15 protein-coding genes, 7 tRNA genes, 1 rRNA gene and 1 pseudogene are annotated in these 19,017 nt (G+C 47.9%); 2 read left to right on the top strand and 22 right to left on the bottom strand.

Annotation, left to right across the window (positions count from 1 at the left end):
* Positions 1-7: 7 nt before the first annotated feature.
* The 4 genes from H9630_RS08645 to H9630_RS08630 all read right to left on the bottom strand — a co-directional run bounded on the left by H9630_RS08645 (position 8) and on the right by H9630_RS08630 (position 3,698).
* Positions 8-352, bottom strand: coding sequence for a DUF3307 domain-containing protein (locus H9630_RS08645; protein ID WP_191715118.1), 345 nt, complete (start codon positions 350-352; stop codon positions 8-10).
* A gap of 17 nt (positions 353-369) precedes the next feature.
* Positions 370-1,497, bottom strand: a complete 1,128-nt coding sequence (locus H9630_RS08640) for an HD-GYP domain-containing protein (RefSeq protein WP_191715117.1) — start codon at positions 1,495-1,497, stop codon at positions 370-372.
* A gap of 222 nt (positions 1,498-1,719) precedes the next feature.
* On the bottom strand, positions 1,720-2,199 hold the full coding sequence (locus H9630_RS08635; protein WP_225218467.1) for an SRPBCC family protein: 480 nt from the start codon (positions 2,197-2,199) through the stop codon (positions 1,720-1,722).
* A gap of 80 nt (positions 2,200-2,279) precedes the next feature.
* A complete protein-coding gene (locus H9630_RS08630) occupies positions 2,280-3,698 on the bottom strand; it encodes a purine-cytosine permease family protein (RefSeq protein ID WP_191715115.1) in 1,419 nt (472 codons plus the stop codon).
* Between the two features lie 405 nt (positions 3,699-4,103).
* On the opposite strand from H9630_RS08630, the gene H9630_RS08625 reads away from it, so the two are divergent.
* Entirely contained in the window at positions 4,104-5,921 is a 1,818-nt protein-coding gene (locus H9630_RS08625; protein WP_191715114.1) for a putative bifunctional diguanylate cyclase/phosphodiesterase, read from the top strand.
* A gap of 54 nt (positions 5,922-5,975) precedes the next feature.
* Here the strand turns inward: H9630_RS08625 and H9630_RS08620 are convergent, their stop codons facing one another.
* The 10 genes from H9630_RS08620 to H9630_RS08575 form a co-directional block, all read right to left on the bottom strand.
* Entirely contained in the window at positions 5,976-6,791 is an 816-nt protein-coding gene (locus H9630_RS08620; protein WP_191715113.1) for an STAS domain-containing protein, read from the bottom strand.
* A gap of 218 nt (positions 6,792-7,009) precedes the next feature.
* Entirely contained in the window at positions 7,010-8,812 is a 1,803-nt protein-coding gene (gene glmS, locus H9630_RS08615) for a glutamine--fructose-6-phosphate transaminase (isomerizing) (RefSeq protein WP_191715112.1), read from the bottom strand.
* Between the two features lie 793 nt (positions 8,813-9,605).
* On the bottom strand, positions 9,606-10,955 hold the full coding sequence (gene glmM, locus H9630_RS08610; protein ID WP_191715111.1) for a phosphoglucosamine mutase: 1,350 nt from the start codon (positions 10,953-10,955) through the stop codon (positions 9,606-9,608).
* A gap of 80 nt (positions 10,956-11,035) precedes the next feature.
* The gene (locus H9630_RS08605) at positions 11,036-12,022 is read right to left on the bottom strand and encodes a CdaR family protein (RefSeq protein WP_191715110.1); all 987 of its coding nucleotides are present in this window, start codon (positions 12,020-12,022) and stop codon (positions 11,036-11,038) included.
* On the bottom strand, positions 12,015-12,851 hold the full coding sequence (cdaA, locus tag H9630_RS08600) for a diadenylate cyclase CdaA (RefSeq protein WP_191715109.1): 837 nt from the start codon (positions 12,849-12,851) through the stop codon (positions 12,015-12,017). The genes H9630_RS08605 and cdaA overlap by 8 nt, the downstream gene beginning before the upstream one ends.
* A gap of 101 nt (positions 12,852-12,952) precedes the next feature.
* Positions 12,953-13,588, bottom strand: a complete 636-nt coding sequence (locus tag H9630_RS08595; protein WP_191715108.1) for an anti-sigma factor family protein — start codon at positions 13,586-13,588, stop codon at positions 12,953-12,955.
* Positions 13,589-13,600: 12 nt separating this feature from the next.
* Positions 13,601-14,164 carry an RNA polymerase sigma factor SigW gene (gene sigW / locus H9630_RS08590; protein WP_191715107.1) on the bottom strand — a complete coding sequence of 188 codons (564 nt, stop codon included), beginning with the start codon at positions 14,162-14,164 and terminating at the stop codon, positions 13,601-13,603.
* A gap of 192 nt (positions 14,165-14,356) precedes the next feature.
* Complete coding sequence (gene rocF / locus H9630_RS08585) at positions 14,357-15,265, bottom strand: arginase (protein WP_191715106.1); 909 nt, start codon at positions 15,263-15,265, stop codon at positions 14,357-14,359.
* A gap of 70 nt (positions 15,266-15,335) precedes the next feature.
* A complete protein-coding gene (locus tag H9630_RS08580) occupies positions 15,336-15,899 on the bottom strand; it encodes a GNAT family N-acetyltransferase (RefSeq protein ID WP_191715105.1) in 564 nt (187 codons plus the stop codon).
* 15 nt (positions 15,900-15,914) lie between these two features.
* Positions 15,915-16,796, bottom strand: coding sequence for a LysR family transcriptional regulator (locus H9630_RS08575; protein WP_191715104.1), 882 nt, complete (start codon positions 16,794-16,796; stop codon positions 15,915-15,917).
* A 104-nt stretch (positions 16,797-16,900) separates the two neighbouring features.
* Here H9630_RS08575 and H9630_RS08570 point away from each other — a divergent pair.
* A pseudogene (locus H9630_RS08570) lies at positions 16,901-17,980 on the top strand (citrate synthase/methylcitrate synthase).
* Between the two features lie 70 nt (positions 17,981-18,050).
* Here the strand turns inward: H9630_RS08570 and H9630_RS08565 are convergent.
* The 8 genes from H9630_RS08565 to rrf all read right to left on the bottom strand — a co-directional run bounded on the left by H9630_RS08565 (position 18,051) and on the right by rrf (position 18,869).
* Positions 18,051-18,123: transfer RNA gene (locus H9630_RS08565), tRNA-Ala, on the bottom strand.
* A gap of 30 nt (positions 18,124-18,153) precedes the next feature.
* A tRNA-Lys gene (locus H9630_RS08560) sits at positions 18,154-18,226 on the bottom strand.
* Positions 18,227-18,236: 10 nt separating this feature from the next.
* Positions 18,237-18,311: transfer RNA gene (locus tag H9630_RS08555), tRNA-Gln, on the bottom strand.
* Between the two features lie 16 nt (positions 18,312-18,327).
* A tRNA-Tyr gene (locus H9630_RS08550) sits at positions 18,328-18,411 on the bottom strand.
* A 20-nt stretch (positions 18,412-18,431) separates the two neighbouring features.
* Positions 18,432-18,507, bottom strand: a tRNA-Val gene (locus H9630_RS08545).
* A gap of 4 nt (positions 18,508-18,511) precedes the next feature.
* Positions 18,512-18,586: transfer RNA gene (locus H9630_RS08540), tRNA-Glu, on the bottom strand.
* Positions 18,587-18,637: 51 nt separating this feature from the next.
* Positions 18,638-18,710: transfer RNA gene (locus H9630_RS08535), tRNA-Thr, on the bottom strand.
* Positions 18,711-18,753: 43 nt separating this feature from the next.
* Positions 18,754-18,869: ribosomal RNA gene (gene rrf, locus H9630_RS08530) — 5S ribosomal RNA — on the bottom strand.
* Between the last annotated feature and the right edge of the window lie 148 nt (positions 18,870-19,017).

Here is a 19,017-nt window from a genome sequence, read left to right as displayed (position 1 = left end):
TTCACTCCTAAGAAATCGCTACGGCAACAGCCAGCAAAATAATATGGAAAATCTGGTCAGCCATGATCGACAGCCAAACCTTCTCCGGCCCTTTAGCCATCTGGACCCGCTCCACCCAAAACAAGACAAAGGTTTTCCGGTCCAGAATGATATGACCGATAGAAACGACAGCCACCGCCGCAAAGGACAAGCCTCCTGAAAAATGGCCGAACAGCGCGATGACTGCTGTGTAAATAGAGACATGTGTTAATAGAGGCAGCCATTTGTTGGCTTTGTGTTTCGCCATCCAGCCGGTCTGCAGCAGAAAATCGCCGATCAAGTGGGCAATCAATAAGTAATCAAACTGGCTCATAGCCGACAGCCTCTTTCCTATTTCTCATAACGTTCCAATTCATATTCACAGTCGGCAAGAATTGCCGTAAAGGCATCTACGGCTTCGCTGTCGAACAGCGTGCCTTTGCAGCGGATCAGTTCTTCTGCACCCAAGCGGAAAGATAAGCCTTCGCTGTAGGAACGCGCCGTCGTCATAGCGTCGAAGGCATCGGCCACACCGACAATCCGTGCAAATAAGGGAATATCATCTCCTGCCAGTCCATGCGGGTAGCCGGTGCCGTCCAGCCGTTCATGATGGGACAGCGCAGTTTCCATGGCATGTGCCACCGCTTCTTTCGGCTCCATATTGGACAGAATGTCCGCTCCGATTACCGTATGCTGTTTAATCGCCTCATACTCTTCAGACGTCAGCCGGTCGGGCTTCCGGAGAATATCGTCCGCAATGCCGATTTTTCCGATGTCATGAAGCAATGCCGCTTTATATAATTCTTCGCACGTATGCGCATCGAACTCGAGCTTTTGGGCGATCCACAGCGAATATTTCGCTACGCGCTCTGAATGCCCGGCGGTATACGGGTCACGCGCGTCCAGCACTTTTGCCAGCGTGCGGATCATGCTCAGCAGCATGCGCTGCAATTCGTCGTACATCTGGCTGTTGTGGAGTGCCAATGCAGATTGGTTGGCGAGTGCAACGGCGAGGCGGATGTCCTGTTCAGAGAAAAAGGCGATGTCTTTTTTATTCAGCAGCTGCAAAGCGCCAAGCACATTTCCTTTGACAGCTAATGGAACGGTGATCATCGACTTGGTCACGAATCCGCTTGAATGATCCACACGGTCTGTCCAGTCGGGATTGGATGCCACATGTTCGATCAGCTGGGCTTCACCCGTCCGGATTACTTTTCCCACAATGCCTTCATCCAGTTCCAGTTCGATGTTCAGAATGTCCAACGCAGACGGTCCGTAAGCCGCGGACGCCTTGATCTGTTGCCGTTCCTTGTCCAGCACCCACAAGGTCCCTGCTTCCGCTCCTACAATCTGCACCATCTGCAACAGGATGTTTTCGAGCACTTCTTCCATTTCGATATTCGAGTTCAATTGCTTTGACGCTTCCAGCAGCGTTACCAGCTCTTGAACTTTAAATTCCAAATCCGTTATTTGGGTCATGGACTTCCTCCGATATGCTAAAGTAGGTTCGCCTTTTCAGCGGTTCAACTTACTAATAAACTTAGGGTCATTGTCATTCTTGCGTTATTTTTTAACATTTTTTTATTTCTTGTCGATCATATCCTTTTAAATGCCATTATGCAATATTACCCATATTTTTTATTGCACTGTTTCAAATGAAAAAACCGCAATCTCTCCAGTTTCGGGAGATTGCGGTTTTTCCTATTCAGGTGTTTCCACCAACTGCCTCAACTTCTCAAACATCCCACTCCAGCCTTCTTGGCTTTGGCTGCTGTAGTCGTCGCCGGCTTTCTTGATGTCTTCTTCCGTCCAGCCTTCTTCATGCGGCACCGTGATTTCCTGGACAAACGCCATTTCACAACGGTCCTGCACCATGGAAATCCATACCGTGATGCGGTCTTCCAGGTCGTTGAACTGCGGCATCTTGAAAGAGAACATCAGTTTATGCGGCGGCTTCAGTTCGAGGTATTCGCCTACTGCCCGGTAATCGGTGCCTTCCCGGCGGTCGGCGATTTCCCAGCTTCCGCCCGCGCGCAAGGAATTCTTGGTTACCTGGTTGGTGTCTTCCGTCGTAAACAGCCATTTCTTCATCAGTTGCGGATTGGTCCAAGCTTCGTATACGGCTTTGTCGCTGGCATTGAATCGGCGCGCCATGGATAACACGACAGTAGAAGTCGTCAACTCGATCATCCTTTCTGAATAGGATTCGACAGGAACAGGTTCTTTTATTTATTGCCAACAGTGTAACGCAGAATTTTTACTCAGGCAATATAATCTTCTTTCGGAATATCATGCGCTTCTCGTTTCACGTAATAGCGCCCTTTTGTAGCTACGGCCAAAACGACAGTCAAAATCGATGCCAGGATCAACGCGAAAAACGCGGCTGTGCTTTGCAGGAATGTGCCCATGTAACCGAGTGCTGCGATGGTTCCGAGTGCAGTCGGCACAAGCAAGGACACCACCCCGACCGGATTCCATTTATGCAGGTTCCGCTGTCTGGATTCGTAATAGCCCGGCCCGATTTTCAGCCATTTCTTGACGACCAAAGCGTCCGTCACGAGAATCGCTGCCCAACTCATCAGCGCTACCCCTTGGAACGTCATCGCGACATCCAGGTGGTCGACGATGCCGCCAAGCATCAAGACGATGGCGATGACGCCTGCCACGACGACCCAGAAACGGCGACCCGGTGTAAAGCCGAACATGTTTTCAAAAAAGCTCGACAGGGACAGCGAGCTGCTGTAGATATTGGTGATGTTGATGCGGATTTGCGTCAGCATCGTAAACAGTACACCGCCAAGCCCAAGCAGGACGACGATGTAGACACCCGGGTTGGATTCGCCAAGTGTCACACCGAACCAGATGCCGAGTCCACCCATAACACCAAAACAGAAAATCTGCGGAATAAAGCCGATGGCGACCGAACCGATTTTCAAATCTTTCGGCTTCAGGAAACGGGCATAATCGGAAGCGATCAACGCAGTGAGCCCCATGATGCCGTGCTGCATGCCGATGCACAACAGCAATGCGGTTCCGCCGATTTGTACGCCTTCAGGCATATAAGTCCAGAAATTTCCGTCAAATTTCGATGTGGTGTTGAAAGCGACATAAATTGCCGCAACCAGGAAAATCGCAAACACCGGCAATGACCATTTCTGCAATTTGTCCAATTGTTTAATGCCGAACCAGTTTAATGGAATGACCACTGAACCGAATCCGATAATTAGAAGCCACATGGGGACGGCGGGAAAATAAGCATGGACTGCAGCGACCAGGATCATGCCTTCAAAAGCGCAATACATAATAAAATTCGATGCGTAGATTAAGGAGGTTAATGAGGCTCCGATGTAACCGAACCCTCCGCGGGATAATAAATTGACGTTCATACCGGACTTGGCCGATAGGTAAACGATGATGGTTCCGAGGATGCCTGCGACGAGGATCGCGTAGATGGCAGAAATGATGGCATTGGCGGCTCCGAATTGCAGCGCCATGACGCTTCCCATCTGGAAGTAGAAGATGGCGGTCGCGATGCCGAAGGTGATATTGGTGATGCTCAGCCAACCCATTTTGCGTTCTTCCCGCGGTACACGGTCAAACGTATAGTCGCCTGTTGATTCGTCTCCGTGGCTTTGTTTCTTTTTAACTAACTCTTGATCTGCAGTAATCTCAGATCTCATTTAATCAATTCCTTTCCTATTCAATTTTCATTGTCCTTTGGGAATGTGTCTAGGCTTGGCCTATTCCCGTTCGCGTACGTGGGTGGATATAAAGGAGTCGTTCTGAGGTTGGAAAAGGGGAAGCTTAAACTCGATTCACAAAAGACAAAAAAATAGCGGAATTTTATTCGCCCATACAAAACTGCTGGAAGAAATAAAATTACGTACTTCCTATTTTAACATAACATTTGAAAAATTAATGGCTTTTGGGCTTCAACTCGTTCCAAAGTTTTATTTTACTTACGTTTATTGGAAGTAATTCTTGTGCTATGATATGTAAACAATACAGATAGGCATTGCCATTTCTACGCAAGCCGTATGATTCCAGCCCAATCCATTTAAAGAAAAGAGAGTGATGTATACTCTATGGACATTATTTCAATCACAGATAAGCTTTCTCCTGTTTTTCTGCCGATTATTCTTTCCGTTTCCCTCTTGTTGGCGACCTTGCTTTTCTTCTGTTCACGGAAGCGCCAAAAGCTCCAGCTGAAAGCGAATTCCGCTGAATCGGAAAAGAAGTTCGAATCGATTTTCGAATCCACTACTGACGCCATTATCGTAGCGGACCACCAAGGCATTATTCTGCAGTGGAACTCAGGCGCCGAAGCGATATTCCATTACAGCAAAGACGAAGCGTTGGGTTCTAATTTAGAAATCATCATTCCCAAGCCTTTACGGGAGGCACACCGGAAAGGATTAAAGCGTTACCTGGACACTGCTGTCCCCCATGTAATCGGCACACGGGTTGAATTGATTGGCCGCCGCAAAGACGGCAGTGAGTTTCCGATTGAAATGTCTCTCGGAACCTGGAAAACAGATAAGTGTATATTTTTCAGCAGCATCATCCGCGACATCACCGAACGGAAAGATACGGAAGCCAAGATCAACACGCTCGTTTACCGGGATTCCTTGACCGGCTTGGCAAATCGCCGTCTTTTCATTGACCAAATACAAGCTGCTTTAGACCAGGCGGATGGAAATAAGCAAAGTTTCTCCCTCCTGTATATTGATTTGGACCATTTCAAAATAGTCAACGACACCTATGGCCATTCTGCTGGAGATCAATTATTGATTAAAACATCTGAGCGTTTCCAAAGCATCGCACGAAAAAATGACACCATTTCCCGTTTGGGTGGAGATGAATTCATCCTATTATTGCCGAATACCGATGATGCAGAAGCAGCTGCTCATGCACAAGCGATCTTGGAGTTATTTGAAGAACCTTTCCATTTCCAGCAGGAAGAATTATTTATCACGCCATCCATCGGCATCAGCAGATTCCCTTCTGATGGCAACGACGTAGAGACGTTAATAAAAAATGCAGATATTGCATTATACTCAGCAAAAGATCATGGCAAAAATAATTTTCAATTTTTCTCAGAAGAAACCAATCAATTGGTTTCCAGAAAATCCAAACTGGCCATGGATTTGAAAAAAGGCTTGGAACGCGGTGAATTCTCTCTTCATTATCAGCCACAAATCGATTTAAAAACCGAAAAGACCGTGGGGCTGGAGGCTTTGCTTCGCTGGACACATCCCAAATGGGGGAACGTCTCGCCTGCTGAATTTATTCCCATCGCAGAAGAAACAGGCAGCATCATCCTGATTGGTGAATTTGTTCTGCGGCAGGCTTGCCTGCAAAACATGGCCTGGCAGAAGGCTGGATTGCCGCAGTTTCGGGTTGCCGTCAATATCTCTTCCCGCCAGTTCTCACAAAGCAACTTGACCGAAACCGTTCAGGCCGCACTGTCGGAATCGGGACTCGCTCCACGTTACCTGGAACTGGAGCTGACTGAAAGCATTATCCAAGACTCCCCCAGCGCTATCTCAACAATGGGGAAACTCAAGGCGATGGGCATTCATCTGTCCATTGATGATTTCGGCACCGGCTATTCATCGCTCCGCTATTTGAAGCTGTTTCCGATTGATACCCTTAAAATCGACCAGTGTTTCACCCGCAACCTCACTACGGATCCAAAAGACGCGGCACTTGTCGATACCATCATCCAAATGGCGCACAACCTGCAGCTGAATGTCATAGCTGAAGGTGTCGAATCTGCAGAACAACTGCAATTCCTAAAACAACAAGGCTGCAATCAGGCACAAGGATATTACTTTAACCCGCCGTTGCCGCCTGAAAAAATCAAAGAGTTTTATCAGCCCGCTGCAAAATCCATCCAATGAAAACAAAGGCGCATCCCACCGGATAAACGGGGGATGCGCCTTTGTCCAATTCAGTTATTTAACACTTTCCAGCGCCTGCTTGACTGTTGCATAGGCGTCCGTATCCAGCATATCGATTCCGCTGTGGACGATGGTCTGGACAAGGTCCGGACGCAATCCCGCAATGATGACATGGATCCCCATCAACTGCAGCGTACTGCCGATTTGCTGAAGTGATTGTGCAATTTGGTCATCGATGGTCAAGACTCCCGAAAAGTCCGTAATGACGTGTTGGACATTCTTCTCCGCGATTCTTGGAATGACATTGTCCATGATATGAGCAATCCGGTAGCTGTCCATCACACCGATCAGCGGCAACACCACTACATCTTCAAGAACCGGAACGATGGGCGCAGACAAATTAAGCAGTTCCATCTGGGTTTCCGCCTGATAGCGTTCAGAAAGCCGCTCAAAAGCATAGAAGGTTTCATTTAAACTAACATCCAAGATAGCATTGATGTCTCTGGTTGCCTTGGCATTTTCCACGACCGTCAATCCGAACTTCAGGCTAAGCCGCGTGAAGAGCTCTGAAAAGACCTGCCGTGTCGCCGGATAACGAACGACGATTTCCGAGATCTTGCCTCCCGAAGCCACCTGCATTTCGGCATTCTTTTTGCTCCACTCGATCAACGATTCTGGAACTTCAAAACGGTCTTCTCGAAGGAATTTACCAAAGAATCCAAGCAGCTCCACGTACATCTGGGTAGCCTGTTCTTTTTCCCACTCAGGAATGTCCAGCTTCATCTCCTGGACAACTGATTCAACCACTTCCGCTGATAAAGTTTCAGCGTTTTCACTTATGTATTGGGAAAAGTCATTTAACGACGACATCTATTTCACACCTTTTTCTTTATGTTGAACTAATTATACCATTTGGCAGGGTTTGGGTTAGAAAATACAAGGCTATTCTTTGTAAATTCTTTGTCCATTTATAAAAAGCAGTATATTGAAATCATGTTGACTGCTCCAGTAGATAAGAATTCCAAACAAACAACAAAGCACCCCTTCAGATTCGAAGGGGTGCTGTCATAGGTAATCTAAAATTTTATTTATTCAACTGTTACTGATTTCGCCAGGTTACGTGGCTTGTCCACGTCGCAATCGCGGTGAAGCGCTGCGTAATAGCTGATCAATTGCATCGGGATAACCGATACAAGCGGTGACAACAATTCGTTGACTTTCGGAAGAACCAGGCTGTCGCCTTCTTCCTGCAAGCCTTCCATTGAAATGATGCATGTGTGGGCGCCGCGTGCCGCTACTTCTTTGACGTTTCCGCGGATGTTTAAGTTAACCGCTTCTTGCGTTGCAAGTGCGATAACCGGTGTGCCTTCTTCGATCAAAGCGATCGTGCCGTGCTTCAACTCGCCTCCGGCAAAGCCTTCAGCCTGGATGTATGAAATCTCTTTCAATTTCAATGAACCTTCAAGTCCAACGAAATAATCCATAACGCGGCCGATAAAGAAGCAATTGCGTGTTGTAGACAAGTAGTCTGCAGCAATCTGTTCCATTTCTTCTTTCGAATCCACTTGTGCCTGGATGGCATTCGCAACGATTCCCAATTCCTGAACCAGGTCAAAGCCGATGTCGATGCCGCGTGCTTCTGCTGTTACTGCACCCAAAATAGACAATACTGCCAATTGTGCAGTGTAAGCTTTCGTTGAAGCTACTGCAATTTCAGGGCCTGCATACAACAATAAGGTATGGTCAGACTCACGTGACAATGTAGATCCTGCAACATTCGTGATGGTCAATGAAGCATGGCCCATCTCTTTGATTTTCACCAATACTTGGCGGCTGTCCGCTGTTTCCCCTGATTGGGAGATAAAGATGAACAATGGGTTTTCCGACAGCAATGGCATGTTATAGCCAAATTCACTTGAAACATGCACTTCAACCGGAATTCCCGCTAGTTTTTCGATGTATTCTTTGCCGATCAATCCTGCATGATAGCTTGTTCCAGCCGCAATGATGTGGATGCGGTCTGCAGCTTGCATCGCTTCCAGAATTTCCGGTTGGATGGTCAATTTGCCGTTTTCGTCCTGGTAAGCTTGAACAATTTTACGGACAACCGCTGGCTGCTCGTCGATTTCTTTCAGCATGTAATGCGGGTATGTCCCTTTTTCGATATCGCTCATGTCGATTTCAGCAGTGAAAGGCAGACGGCTTACAGTTTCGCCTTCCAACGTCAAAATTTCCACGCTGTCTTTGCGGACGATGACGATTTCCTTATCCATCAATTCAACAAACTGGTCAGTCAATTGAAGCATAGCCATTGCATCTGATGCGATGACGTTGAAATCTTCGCCAAGTCCAACTAGCAACGGGCTTTTGTTTTTCGCAACAAAAATCGTTTGCTCTTCTTCTGCATCCAATAACGCGATTGCGTATGAACCCTTCAGTAAGGTAAGAGCTTTGCTGAAAGCTTCCTGTGTTGTTTGGCCTTCTTCCACAAATTTACCGATCAGCTGAACGATGATTTCTGTATCTGTATCCGACTCCATTTCCACTCCTGCCAAATAATCGCGTTGGATGTGGTGGTAGTTTTCAATTACGCCGTTATGGACGATCGTGAAACGGTCCGATGTATTCTGATGCGGGTGAGCATTGGCGCGGTTCGGCTTGCCGTGTGTTGCCCAGCGTGTATGGCCGATTCCTGTCGTACCCATGACTTCTTCTTCAACAACGCCGCGTAAATCTGCAATGCGTCCTTTTTCTTTAAAGACTGTTACGCCGTTGCCGTTGCGGACAGCAATTCCTGCTGAATCGTAACCGCGGTATTCCAAGCGCTCCAAGCCTTTCAATAAAATTTCCTTTGAATCATTTTCTCCGATATACCCAACAATTCCACACATAGTCTAATTCCTCCGTTTTTCTAAAATCCAAATAAAGTGTTTGCTAAGTTTTCAAACACTTCTGCTTGAGCCCATCCATCTTGTTGTCCAATCGATCGCTCGACTGTTTTAAGAGTGGACATAACGACCGGGCTTCACGGCCGGAAGGTATCCGCCGAAATCTCGATACTCCTTCTCCTCGTCTACTGAAGATGACTGGTCCGTCCGATTTCTTCAGTACAGGCGCTGTAATTGTTTTCCTCGCACTACTCTCTTTCCCCCTTTTGGTGCGGTCGTAAACCGACTCTACCATCATACAGGCTCCACACAATCCCGTCAATAAAAGCAGATAGTTATTTAGGTCTAATTCAGTATTCTTTTCCGTTAAATGGTTCTTTTTCCTTTTAAGATATCTTTATATATTAATATCCAATCTATATGGGTAAACTGATTTTCCGACCATATAAGTTAAACTAAAGAAATAGCATTTTATCTACCTCTTTGCTTCTAAGAGAAAACTCTGAAGATATGGAGCAAAACAGCGAAGACTCCTGCGGCATAGCGAGACGACCGATACACCGCAGGGAGCGCAGCGGACGAGGAGGATTGGGCGCGAGCCCGCTGGAAAGCGTAGCTGTTTTGTGGAATATCGACTACTACAAATCATTAGTTCAACTTATATAGCTTCTATTCTATTTCTATTATTCTGCAAACCGATCTTCTTTCCAGTGGGATAGCGTCCGCCTGAAGCAATTTCTCAACATAAAAAAAGACCGCAAGCAAGGATGCTCACGGTCTCTCCAAATGCATTCGATTAGTTTAAGCCCATTTCGCTGCGCACAACTTCTGCGATGCGTTCCACGTAGTTTTCACAGTCTTCTGCAGAAGCTGCTTCCACCATGACGCGCACCAATGGTTCTGTACCGGATGGACGCACCAGTACACGGCCATTGCCGGCCATCTCGCTTTCAACTTCGGCAATAACAGCTGCCACTTTGGCATTGTCTGTCACCGCATGTTTATCCGTCACTCGAATATTAACAAGTTTTTGCGGATAGATGGTCATTTCAGAAGCCAGCTCCGACAATTTCTTGCCGGTGATTTTCATGATATTGACAAGCTGAAGGCCCGTCAACAAGCCATCGCCTGTTGTGTTGTAATCAAGGAAAATGATGTGGCCTGATTGTTCGCCGCCCAGGTTGTAATCATTGTTCTTCATTTCTTCCACTACGTAACGGTCACCGACAGCTGTCTTGTTGCTCTTCATGCCGTGAGTTTCCAAAGCTTTGTAGAAGCCCATGTTGCTCATGACCGTCGAAACTACAGTGCCTTTTTTCAAGCGGCCTTCTGAGTGAAGATGTTTGGCGCAAATATACATGATCTGATCGCCATCGACAATATTGCCTTTTTCGTCCACTGCAATCAAGCGGTCGCCATCGCCATCAAAAGCAAGCCCAATGTCTGCGCCTTTCGCAAGAACCAATTCCGCCAATTTCTCTGGATGTGTAGAACCGACGCCTGCGTTGATGTTCAAACCATTCGGTGAAGCTCCCATTGATGTAATGTCTGCATCCAGGTCCGCGAATACATGCGTTGCCAGTGTAGAAGTCGCTCCATGCGCACAATCAAGTGCCACGTGGATGCCGTCGAATTCTTCATCGACTGTCTGTTTCAAGTACTGAAGGTACTTCTGGCCGCCTTCGAAATAATCCGTAATGCTGCCAAGGTCGCCTCCAGTCGGACGCGGCAATAGATCTTCTTCGCTATCAAGCAATGCTTCAATTTCGGCTTCCTGTGCATCGGACAATTTAAAGCCGTCTGAGCCGAAGAATTTGATGCCGTTGTCTTCCACCGGGTTATGTGAAGCGGAAATCATGACACCCGCTTCAGCACTCATGACACGCGTCAAATACGAGACGCCTGGTGTACTGATGACGCCGAGGCGCATCACTTCAGCTCCTACAGAAAGAAGTCCGGCAGCAAGTGCGCCTTCCAGCATTTCACCTGAAATCCGTGTATCGCGGCCAATCAGCACTTTCGGCTTGTCTTTCGCACTTTTCGTTAAAATGTATCCGCCAATTCGTCCTAATTTAAAAGCCAATTCAGGTGTCAGCTCGCTATTGGCGACTCCCCGCACTCCATCTGTACCAAAATATTTTCCCATTCTACTTTTCGCTCCTTCAATCATGTAACTCTGATTTTTTTAGTTAAGCTTTCGCTTTTTTTATTTTAAACTTTATGCTTTCAATTGCCGGAAGCTCCGGAACCTTCCGGAAGCAATGCATCTTCATCGATCACGGTTTCCGCCTTCACCGAGACTTGCCCTGGCGAAACGCCGGAAGTTCCAGATGGAATCGCCAGTTCTACTTCTAATGTGGCATCTTCAGCCGTCACGTCTGCCGCATCGACTTCGATCACGTATTCGGCGATTTCATCCACCACCGTTTTCGGGCCAAAAATCCGGACTTCTTCGGTGGCTGTATTCCAATCGTTGATGGTGATGCCAGGACGGGCTTCCCCGGTAGGCTCGAGCCTCACAGGCACCAGTTTGCTGTATTCAATCACATCGACGTCCACTTCAACTTCCTGCGGTTCGATTTCGGCACTTTCCAGCTTCGTCAAATCTTCCGCCAAAACACGGACACGCGCGGCAGTCGTAAAGGATTCCTTCACTCCCTGTTCGCCCGAAACCGTCGCTTTCACGAAGCTGATGGCATCGATCATGCTTTTCGGACCTGTAACTGTCACCGTTTCCGGTTTAACAGACACATTTTCCAGGATAAAACCTTCCGCCAGCATCCGTTCATTCACTTCTGGATCGATGCGGAATTCCTGCGATACCCGCTCTTCAATCACGACATTGACGAACGCCGGATCAACCCGGATATTTAATTGTTCAGACAGGTTTTCCGTTTGGATTGGGACCTGATGCTCTCCCACCGGCAAGTTGCGCAAATCCACAAACAAGGTGAAGTCTTCTAATTGCCGGGCCGTCTGAACAATACTGACGGGGCCGTTCAAATGCAGGTCTGCTGTTTTCGGCACACCGCTGACCATCAGACTGTTATCATGGTATACCTCAAGTTCCACATCTTCAATCACTTCCGAAACGCGGCTGGTATCCGTCGTTCCCGTGTTACTGTCTTCCGCCTGTACCGAGAAGAATAATAGAAAGGCTAACAGCAGCGCCGTAATCCGTAAAAACCAGCGATTGTCCATCATCTTATCCATTCTTTTTCCCCCTCCAATTCCACCAGGCCGGAGCGACTTCCTGCTGTTCTGCACCAAACCAGATCCGGCGCAGCTTTACTTCGAAGTCTTCAAGTGACAAATTGCGGTGCAAATCGCCATTCGCTGTCAAACTGATGGCGCCTGTTTCTTCCGAGACGACAATGGTGATCGCGTCGGTCACTTCACTGATGCCGAGAGCCGCACGGTGGCGGGTTCCCAGCTCTTTTGAAATGAACGGACTTTCAGACAACGGCAAGTAACAAGCCGCTGCGGCAATCCGGTTTTTTTGGACGATCACCGCTCCATCGTGCAGCGGTGTATTGGGAATGAACAAATTGATCATCAGTTCAGACGTGATATCCGAGTTCATTGGAATGCCCGTCTCAATGTATTCGCTCAAACCGGTCTCGCGTTCAATCGATATCAACGCGCCAATCCGCCGTTTTGCCATATAGCTGACAGATTTGGACATCGCTTCGATCAACCGGTTGCGTTCAGACTCCTCATTCAAGGTACTGCTGGAAAACAGCTTGCCGCGTCCGAGCTGTTCAAGTGCACGGCGCAGTTCCGGCTGGAAAATGATGATGATGGCCAGGAAGCCCCATTCAAGCACCTGCTGCATAATCCAGCCAAGCGTTTCCAGGTTGAGTGCTTGTGTTACGAGGCGCGCAATGATAATGACAAAGATTCCTTTCAGCAATTGAACGGCTTTCGTTCCTTTGATGACGGTGATCAATTTATAGATAACGAACCAAACTAATAAAATATCTATGATATTTCCTAGAAGTTCGAGTGGTGTTTGGTCTGTTAAATTTTCCAAAAAAGGCATCTGCAACCCTCGCTTTTCTACATCTGCATATGCATTCAGTATATCATAAGTGAATTGGGCTTGCCTTCATAGAAAAAACCCATCCTTTAGGAGGATGGGTTCTACTCGTCTGTTTGGGTGCCGTCTGTATCAAAAATAGCGGCTGCATCCTTGAAGCCGTTTTTGATGGTGTACCACAGCCATTCAAAAGCTTTATCGATTTCCTCGATTTCACCGGTAATGACACCACTTGAAGCCATGTACTGGCCGTTCACGATGGTGACGTTCCCTTCAAGTTCGCCTTCCACACGCAAATCGCCATTGCGCACAGTCAGGTCGCCGACTACTTTCTCGCCTTCAGGGACGACCACCGTCTGTCCTTCAACCACCAGATTCGGCTGCTTGGTAAAAGCAAACTGCTGGTCGTCGTTGAAGTTCGTGAACAGCGCGGCACTCATGAGCACACAGAACAATGCGGCAGCTGCCAGCATCGGATGTCTTCTGAACCAACGCTGGACACCCGCCCGCTGTTTTTCTTTCGGCAGCCGCGCCATTGTCTTTTGGACAAAGTCGGCTGGTGCTTGTATATGTGATGCACTTTGGACAAATGCAATGGTTTTGCTTAATTCCTGGTACAGCTTTCTGCAGTCGCTGCAACTCTCCAGGTGTTCTCTCAGTTGTCGTTCATCGTTTTGACTGATGTCCCCATCCAGGTAATCGTCCATTAGATGAAGCACATTTTCCGGACACGCATTCATCGTGCTCGCCTCCTACAAATTGCTCAATTGCTTGCGAAGAGCTTCTCTTCCTCGGTGTATACGCGTCTTTACCGTACCCAACGGCAAATCAAGGATTTCACTGATTTCCGCCAGCGGCAATTCTTCAATATACTTTAATACAATAGCGGCACGGTACTTATCTGGCAAGCGACTTATCTCGTACTGTACCCGCTCCTGTACTTCCATCCGCATTAATTCTTCTTCCGGAAGCTCGTCATCATTGGCAATTTTCGAATACATGTTCAAGCCTTCCGTCCCGCGCACTTCAGCATCCAAATGGTAATCCGGCTTTTTCTTGCGGATCCGGTCGATGCACAGATTGGTGGCGATGCGGTACAGCCATGTCGAAAATTTCCGATTCTGGTCAAACGTGTGGATATTTACATAAGCCCGCATAAAAGCTTCCTGTGCAATATCTTCCGCTTCCTGCTTGTTGCCAAGCATCCGGTAGCAGATCTGATACAGCTGGTTTTGGTAAAGCTCCACGATTTCGGCGAATGCGTTCTGATCGCCTTTTAATACTTTAGCTATTCGTTTATTGACTAACGCATCCATGATCTCATTTCCCTCCGCCTATGCGGCTGTACTTTATATACGTCCGTTGTCTCTAAAGGTTTCAATTATTTTTTCCTTATTCTATCGTATCAGACAATACCCAAATAAATCCAACCAATTTTGTGACGTTTTTGATAAAGGAAAAGTTTCCTGTTTAACGGCATAAAAAAACAGGCTTTCGCCTGTCTTGGATTACAATAATTTTTCACCGAATAAAGAACCGATCAATGCGACAGCTACATCAGCTGTGCGGTTTTTCTCATCCAGAATCGGATTGACTTCCACAAATTCAGCAGAAGTGATGATATCTGCATCAAACAGCATTTCCATCGCCAAATGGCTTTCACGGTAACTGATGCCCCCCGGAACCGGTGTCCCGACGCCTGGTGTGTACATCGGGTCGATGCCATCCAGATCCAGCGACAAATGGACTGCGTCCGTTTTGCGCTCTTCCTTCAAATAACGGATGGAATCTTCGATAACCGCATTCATGCCCATTTTATCGATTTCGTGCATGCTGTAAACACGGATGCCATGCTCTTTAATCAATTGGCGCTCACCGGGATCCACTGAACGGGCTCCGATGATGACGATGTTTTCAGGTTTTACTTTTGGTGAATAGCCACGGATGTTCGTCAGCTTTTCGTGGCCATGCCCAAAGCTTGCAGCAAGCGGCATGCCGTGGATGTTGCCGGATGGCGACGTTTCGCTGGTGTTCATGTCTGCATGTGCATCGTACCAGATGACGCCCAGGTTTTCGTGGCGCTCCGAAATTCCGGAAAGCGTGCCGATGGCAATGCTGTGGTCGCCGCCCAGCACCAACGGGAAATTGCCCGCTTCTGCCACTTCAAATACTTTATCTCCAAGCGCTTCAGTCGCTTCAGTGATCACTTTCAAGTTGCGTAAATTTGTTGATGTATCAACGCTGCCGTCTGCCAGGCCGATTTGGATGTCCCCTTCATCCGTTACGTGATGGCCCAATTCTTCAATGCGTTCTACGACACCCGCATAACGGATAGCGCTTGGTCCCATGTCGACACCACGGCGATTTTGACCGTGGTCCATTGGAACGCCGATAATAGATATATTTAATTTATTCATTATTTTATACCCCCTTAGCAAGATAGATTCATTGTAACCGCTAAGGTCTCATTGGCTCAACCGTACAAAATCAGGTATATTTATTCACTTTTTTTGCTAAGTCTTTTTTAACTTTCGGCCATTCTTTATCGATAATTGAATAAACCACGGCATTTCTTGGCTTGCCGGTTGAACGGATGCGTTCATTGCGCATGACACCTTCTTTTACAGCGCCGATGCGTTCAATCGCTTTCTGCGACCGGATATTTTCGGCATCCGTTTTGAATTGCACACGGATCATACCGCGTTCTTCAAAGCAATAACTGAGCAATGCCCGTTTGACTGCTGTATTGACATGCGTCCGCTGCGCCGATTGTGCATAAAAAGTGGCACCGATTTCGCAGCTTTTATGGGTTTCATCAATTGCATATATGCGTGTGGTGCCGATGATTTCATCCGTCAGTGGATTTTCCACCGCAAATATCAGCACATTCGACTGGTTCAATCCGGCTTCCAGCCACGTCACCATGTCTTCAAAAACCTCGACTTTATTGAGCATATACTCGAAGATCTTGGGCGTATAAAGAGCCCATAGAGCTTCAAAATCCTCTCTTTTCAATAACCGCAAACGAATGCCATCCGATTCTATAATCATACCGGTTTCCCCCTATTAAATAAAATACACTGATTGGATCCGCTGCAGAAAATCCTGCTCAAGCTCTCCCATTCTTTTTGTTAAAAAGTAAGTCGATGCTACCGGCAAGGGGAACAAGTCAAAATGGGCTTCCATTAGTCGTCCTTCCACCAGTTCCCGCCGGACCATCGATTTCGGCAAAAAAGAAACACCCAAACCTTCCTGAATAAAACGTTTGGCAATGTGAGCCTGTGTCACTTTCATTGTCCGGATGCCTGGAACATGAAGCCGCAGCTTCCCCAACAGCTCTTCCCAAAACAACGGATGATGGTGAGAAAACAGCACCGAGGTCCGAAGCGCCTGCTCGACGGAAATCGCTGGCCCTGTCTCATCGTCATAAGCGTCCCGCGGCAGGATGAACAACAACGGATCCTCATAAACCACATGCTGAGCGATACTGCGCCCGTGAGGCGGCAAAGCAGAGATGCCTGCGGATACTTCTCCCGCTTCCACCAAAGCTTCAATCTGTTCGGATTCCTCCACGCGGATCACCAATTCCACTTGGGGATGCTCAGCTGTGAATGACTTCAGCACATAAGGCAAAATCGTTTCCGCCATCAAAGGGGAAATGGCCAAAATCCACTTTTTTCGATAGCCCTGCGCAAATGAATGAAGTTCTTCGACACTGTCATCCAGCTGTTCCAGCACTTTGCTGGCCCGTTCTTTAAAATGCCGGCCTTCTTCGGTCAATGACACCCGGTTATTGCTGCGTATAAAGAGAAGCAGCCCCAAGCTTTCCTCTAATAAACGGATATGGACAGTAACACTGGGCTGTGACATCATCAGCCGCTCCGATGTCATTCTGAAATTCAATGTTTCGGATGCGTCCACGAAGGTTCTCAACCACTGGACTTCCATGACATTCCCCATTTCAATTAATAATTTTAATTATTCTAATTATATATCTTTAATTTTTTTTATCAATCCACGGGGGTAAACTAAAAGAAAAGGAGGAATTTCTTATGTTCCAAAAAGGGTTGAAAGGAATTGTAGCAGTTCAGACAGCTATTGCTTCCGTAGATGGAGATAAAGGAGAGTTGCGGTATCGCGGCCAACTGGTGGATGAAGTGATTAAAAATCGCTCGTTTGAAGAAACCGCCTATTATCTATGGTACGGGGAATGGCCGGATGCCGAATCGCTGAAAAAGCTGCAGCAGCAAATGATTGGCTACCGGAAACTGCCTGCACATATCATCGCGATTGCCCAGGCATTGCCAAAAGAAACACCTTTGATGGACGCCATGCGCACCTTGGCGTCGGCCTATACGCATGCGGCTTTCACCGCTTTGCCTTCCCGGGAACAAGCTGTTGCGCTGACTGCTGCCTTGCCGGTCATGACTGCTTGTTTTTACCGATTTCAAAATGGACAGGACCCTGCAGCACCGCGTGACGACTTGGGGCATACCGCCAATTACTTGTGGATGATCAACGGCCAAGAGCCGACCAGTGCCCAAACCTAAGCCTTGGAAACATACTTGAAGCTGACCATGGAGCACGGCATGAATGCCTCGACATTTGCAGCACGCGTCACCATCTCCACTGAATCCGATCTTGTCTCTGCAGTCACTTCGGCACTCGGTGCTATGAAAGGCCCACTTCACGGCGGTGCACCATCCGGCGTAATCGATCTGCTGGATGAAATAGAAACCGAAGACCGCATCGATGCCGTCATCGCAGACAAACTCGACCGCGGCGAGAAAATCATGGGCTTTGGCCACCGGGTTTACCGGACCGAAGATCCCCGTTCCGTGATCCTCCGGAAAAAATGCCAGGAACTGCAAGGCGAAGACGCCTGGCTGGATTTAGCCGTTGCGGCTGAAACCCGCATCATTGAACAATTGAACCAACGCAAACCAGGACGCGCCCTCTACACCAATGTGGAATTTTACGCAGCCGCCATCATGCGGTCGATTGCCATGCCGACGCAGCTGTTCACTCCGACATTCAGCGTTGCCCGCATTGTCGGCTGGACCGCACATGCCTTGGAACAGCAGCAGGACAACGTCATTTTCCGCCCACAATCCGAATATGTCGGAAAATAAAAAAAACCCGTATCCAAGTTAATGGATACGGGTTTTTTACACATGGATAGTACAAATACACATGGAACAATGGAGCCTAGGGGGCTCGAACCCCTGACCTCGTCACTGCCAGCGACGCGCTCTCCCAGCTGAGCTAAGGCCCCGCGCTGAACAGGCGCAAGGAAAATAAAAAATGAGCCATGAAGGATTCGAACCTTCGACCCTCTGATTAAAAGTCAGATGCTCTACCAGCTGAGCTAATGGCTCATAGTAAAAATGGCTGGGGTACCTGGATTCGAACCAGGGCATGACGGGATCAAAACCCGTTGCCTTACCGCTTGGCTATACCCCAATAACTAAAAGAAAACTGGTGGTGGGGGGCAGATTCGAACTGCCGAACCCGAAGGAGCGGATTTACAGTCCGCCGCGTTTAGCCACTTCGCTACCCCACCGTATGCTGTTTCGAAAAAAATGGTGGAGGATGACGGGATCGAACCGCCGACCCTCTGCTTGTAAGGCAGATGCTCTCCCAGCTGAGCTAATCCTCCAAAATGGTGACCCCTACGGGATTCGAACCCGTGTTACCGCCGTGAAAGGGCGGTGTCTTAACCGCTTGACCAAGGGGCCTTAATTAAAAACTGTTTAACTTTCTGCAAAGAAACTCTTAAAAAGAACAAAAGCTTCCAACCGGATTCGAACCGGTGACCTCTTCCTTACCATGGAAGCACTCTACCTGCTGAGCTATGGAAGCAAGGCAAAAGAATCATTCAGGTACAAAAAGTAAACATAGAATAGCCCAGCGACGTCCTACTCTCACAGGGGGAGACCCCCAACTACCATCGGCGCAAAAGAGCTTAACTTCCGTGTTCGGGATGGGAACGGGTGTGGCCTCTTTGCCATCATCACTGGACTATTTTCATTGAGCTTGTTCGCTCAAAACTGGATACACGACACCGGAACTATGCAAGGTTCCGTACATTGTTTGGTTAAGTCCTCGATCGATTAGTATTCGTCAGCTGCACGTGTCGCCACGCTTCCACCTCGAACCTATCTACCTC

The sequence above is a fragment of the Planococcus wigleyi genome (assembly GCF_014836985.1).
Lineage (GTDB): Bacteria > Bacillota > Bacilli > Bacillales_A > Planococcaceae > Planococcus > Planococcus notacanthi.
Note: the sequence above shows the minus strand (reverse complement) of the source record. Positions and strands in the feature narration are given on the sequence as shown.

Coding starts and splice junctions, on each gene's coding strand:
- H9630_RS08645 (WP_191715118.1), bottom strand. CDS start 352: ATGAGCCAGTTTGATTACTTATTGATTGCCCACTTGATCGGCGATTTT.
- H9630_RS08640 (WP_191715117.1), bottom strand. CDS start 1,497: ATGACCCAAATAACGGATTTGGAATTTAAAGTTCAAGAGCTGGTAACG.
- H9630_RS08630 (WP_191715115.1), bottom strand. CDS start 3,698: ATGAGATCTGAGATTACTGCAGATCAAGAGTTAGTTAAAAAGAAACAA.
- H9630_RS08625 (WP_191715114.1), top strand. CDS start 4,104: ATGGACATTATTTCAATCACAGATAAGCTTTCTCCTGTTTTTCTGCCG.
- H9630_RS08620 (WP_191715113.1), bottom strand. CDS start 6,791: ATGTCGTCGTTAAATGACTTTTCCCAATACATAAGTGAAAACGCTGAA.
- glmS (WP_191715112.1), bottom strand. CDS start 8,812: ATGTGTGGAATTGTTGGGTATATCGGAGAAAATGATTCAAAGGAAATT.
- glmM (WP_191715111.1), bottom strand. CDS start 10,955: ATGGGAAAATATTTTGGTACAGATGGAGTGCGGGGAGTCGCCAATAGC.
- H9630_RS08605 (WP_191715110.1), bottom strand. CDS start 12,022: ATGGATAAGATGATGGACAATCGCTGGTTTTTACGGATTACGGCGCTG.
- cdaA (WP_191715109.1), bottom strand. CDS start 12,851: ATGCCTTTTTTGGAAAATTTAACAGACCAAACACCACTCGAACTTCTA.
- H9630_RS08595 (WP_191715108.1), bottom strand. CDS start 13,588: ATGAATGCGTGTCCGGAAAATGTGCTTCATCTAATGGACGATTACCTG.
- sigW (WP_191715107.1), bottom strand. CDS start 14,164: ATGGATGCGTTAGTCAATAAACGAATAGCTAAAGTATTAAAAGGCGAT.
- rocF (WP_191715106.1), bottom strand. CDS start 15,265: ATGAATAAATTAAATATATCTATTATCGGCGTTCCAATGGACCACGGT.
- H9630_RS08580 (WP_191715105.1), bottom strand. CDS start 15,899: ATGATTATAGAATCGGATGGCATTCGTTTGCGGTTATTGAAAAGAGAG.
- H9630_RS08575 (WP_191715104.1), bottom strand. CDS start 16,796: ATGGAAGTCCAGTGGTTGAGAACCTTCGTGGACGCATCCGAAACATTG.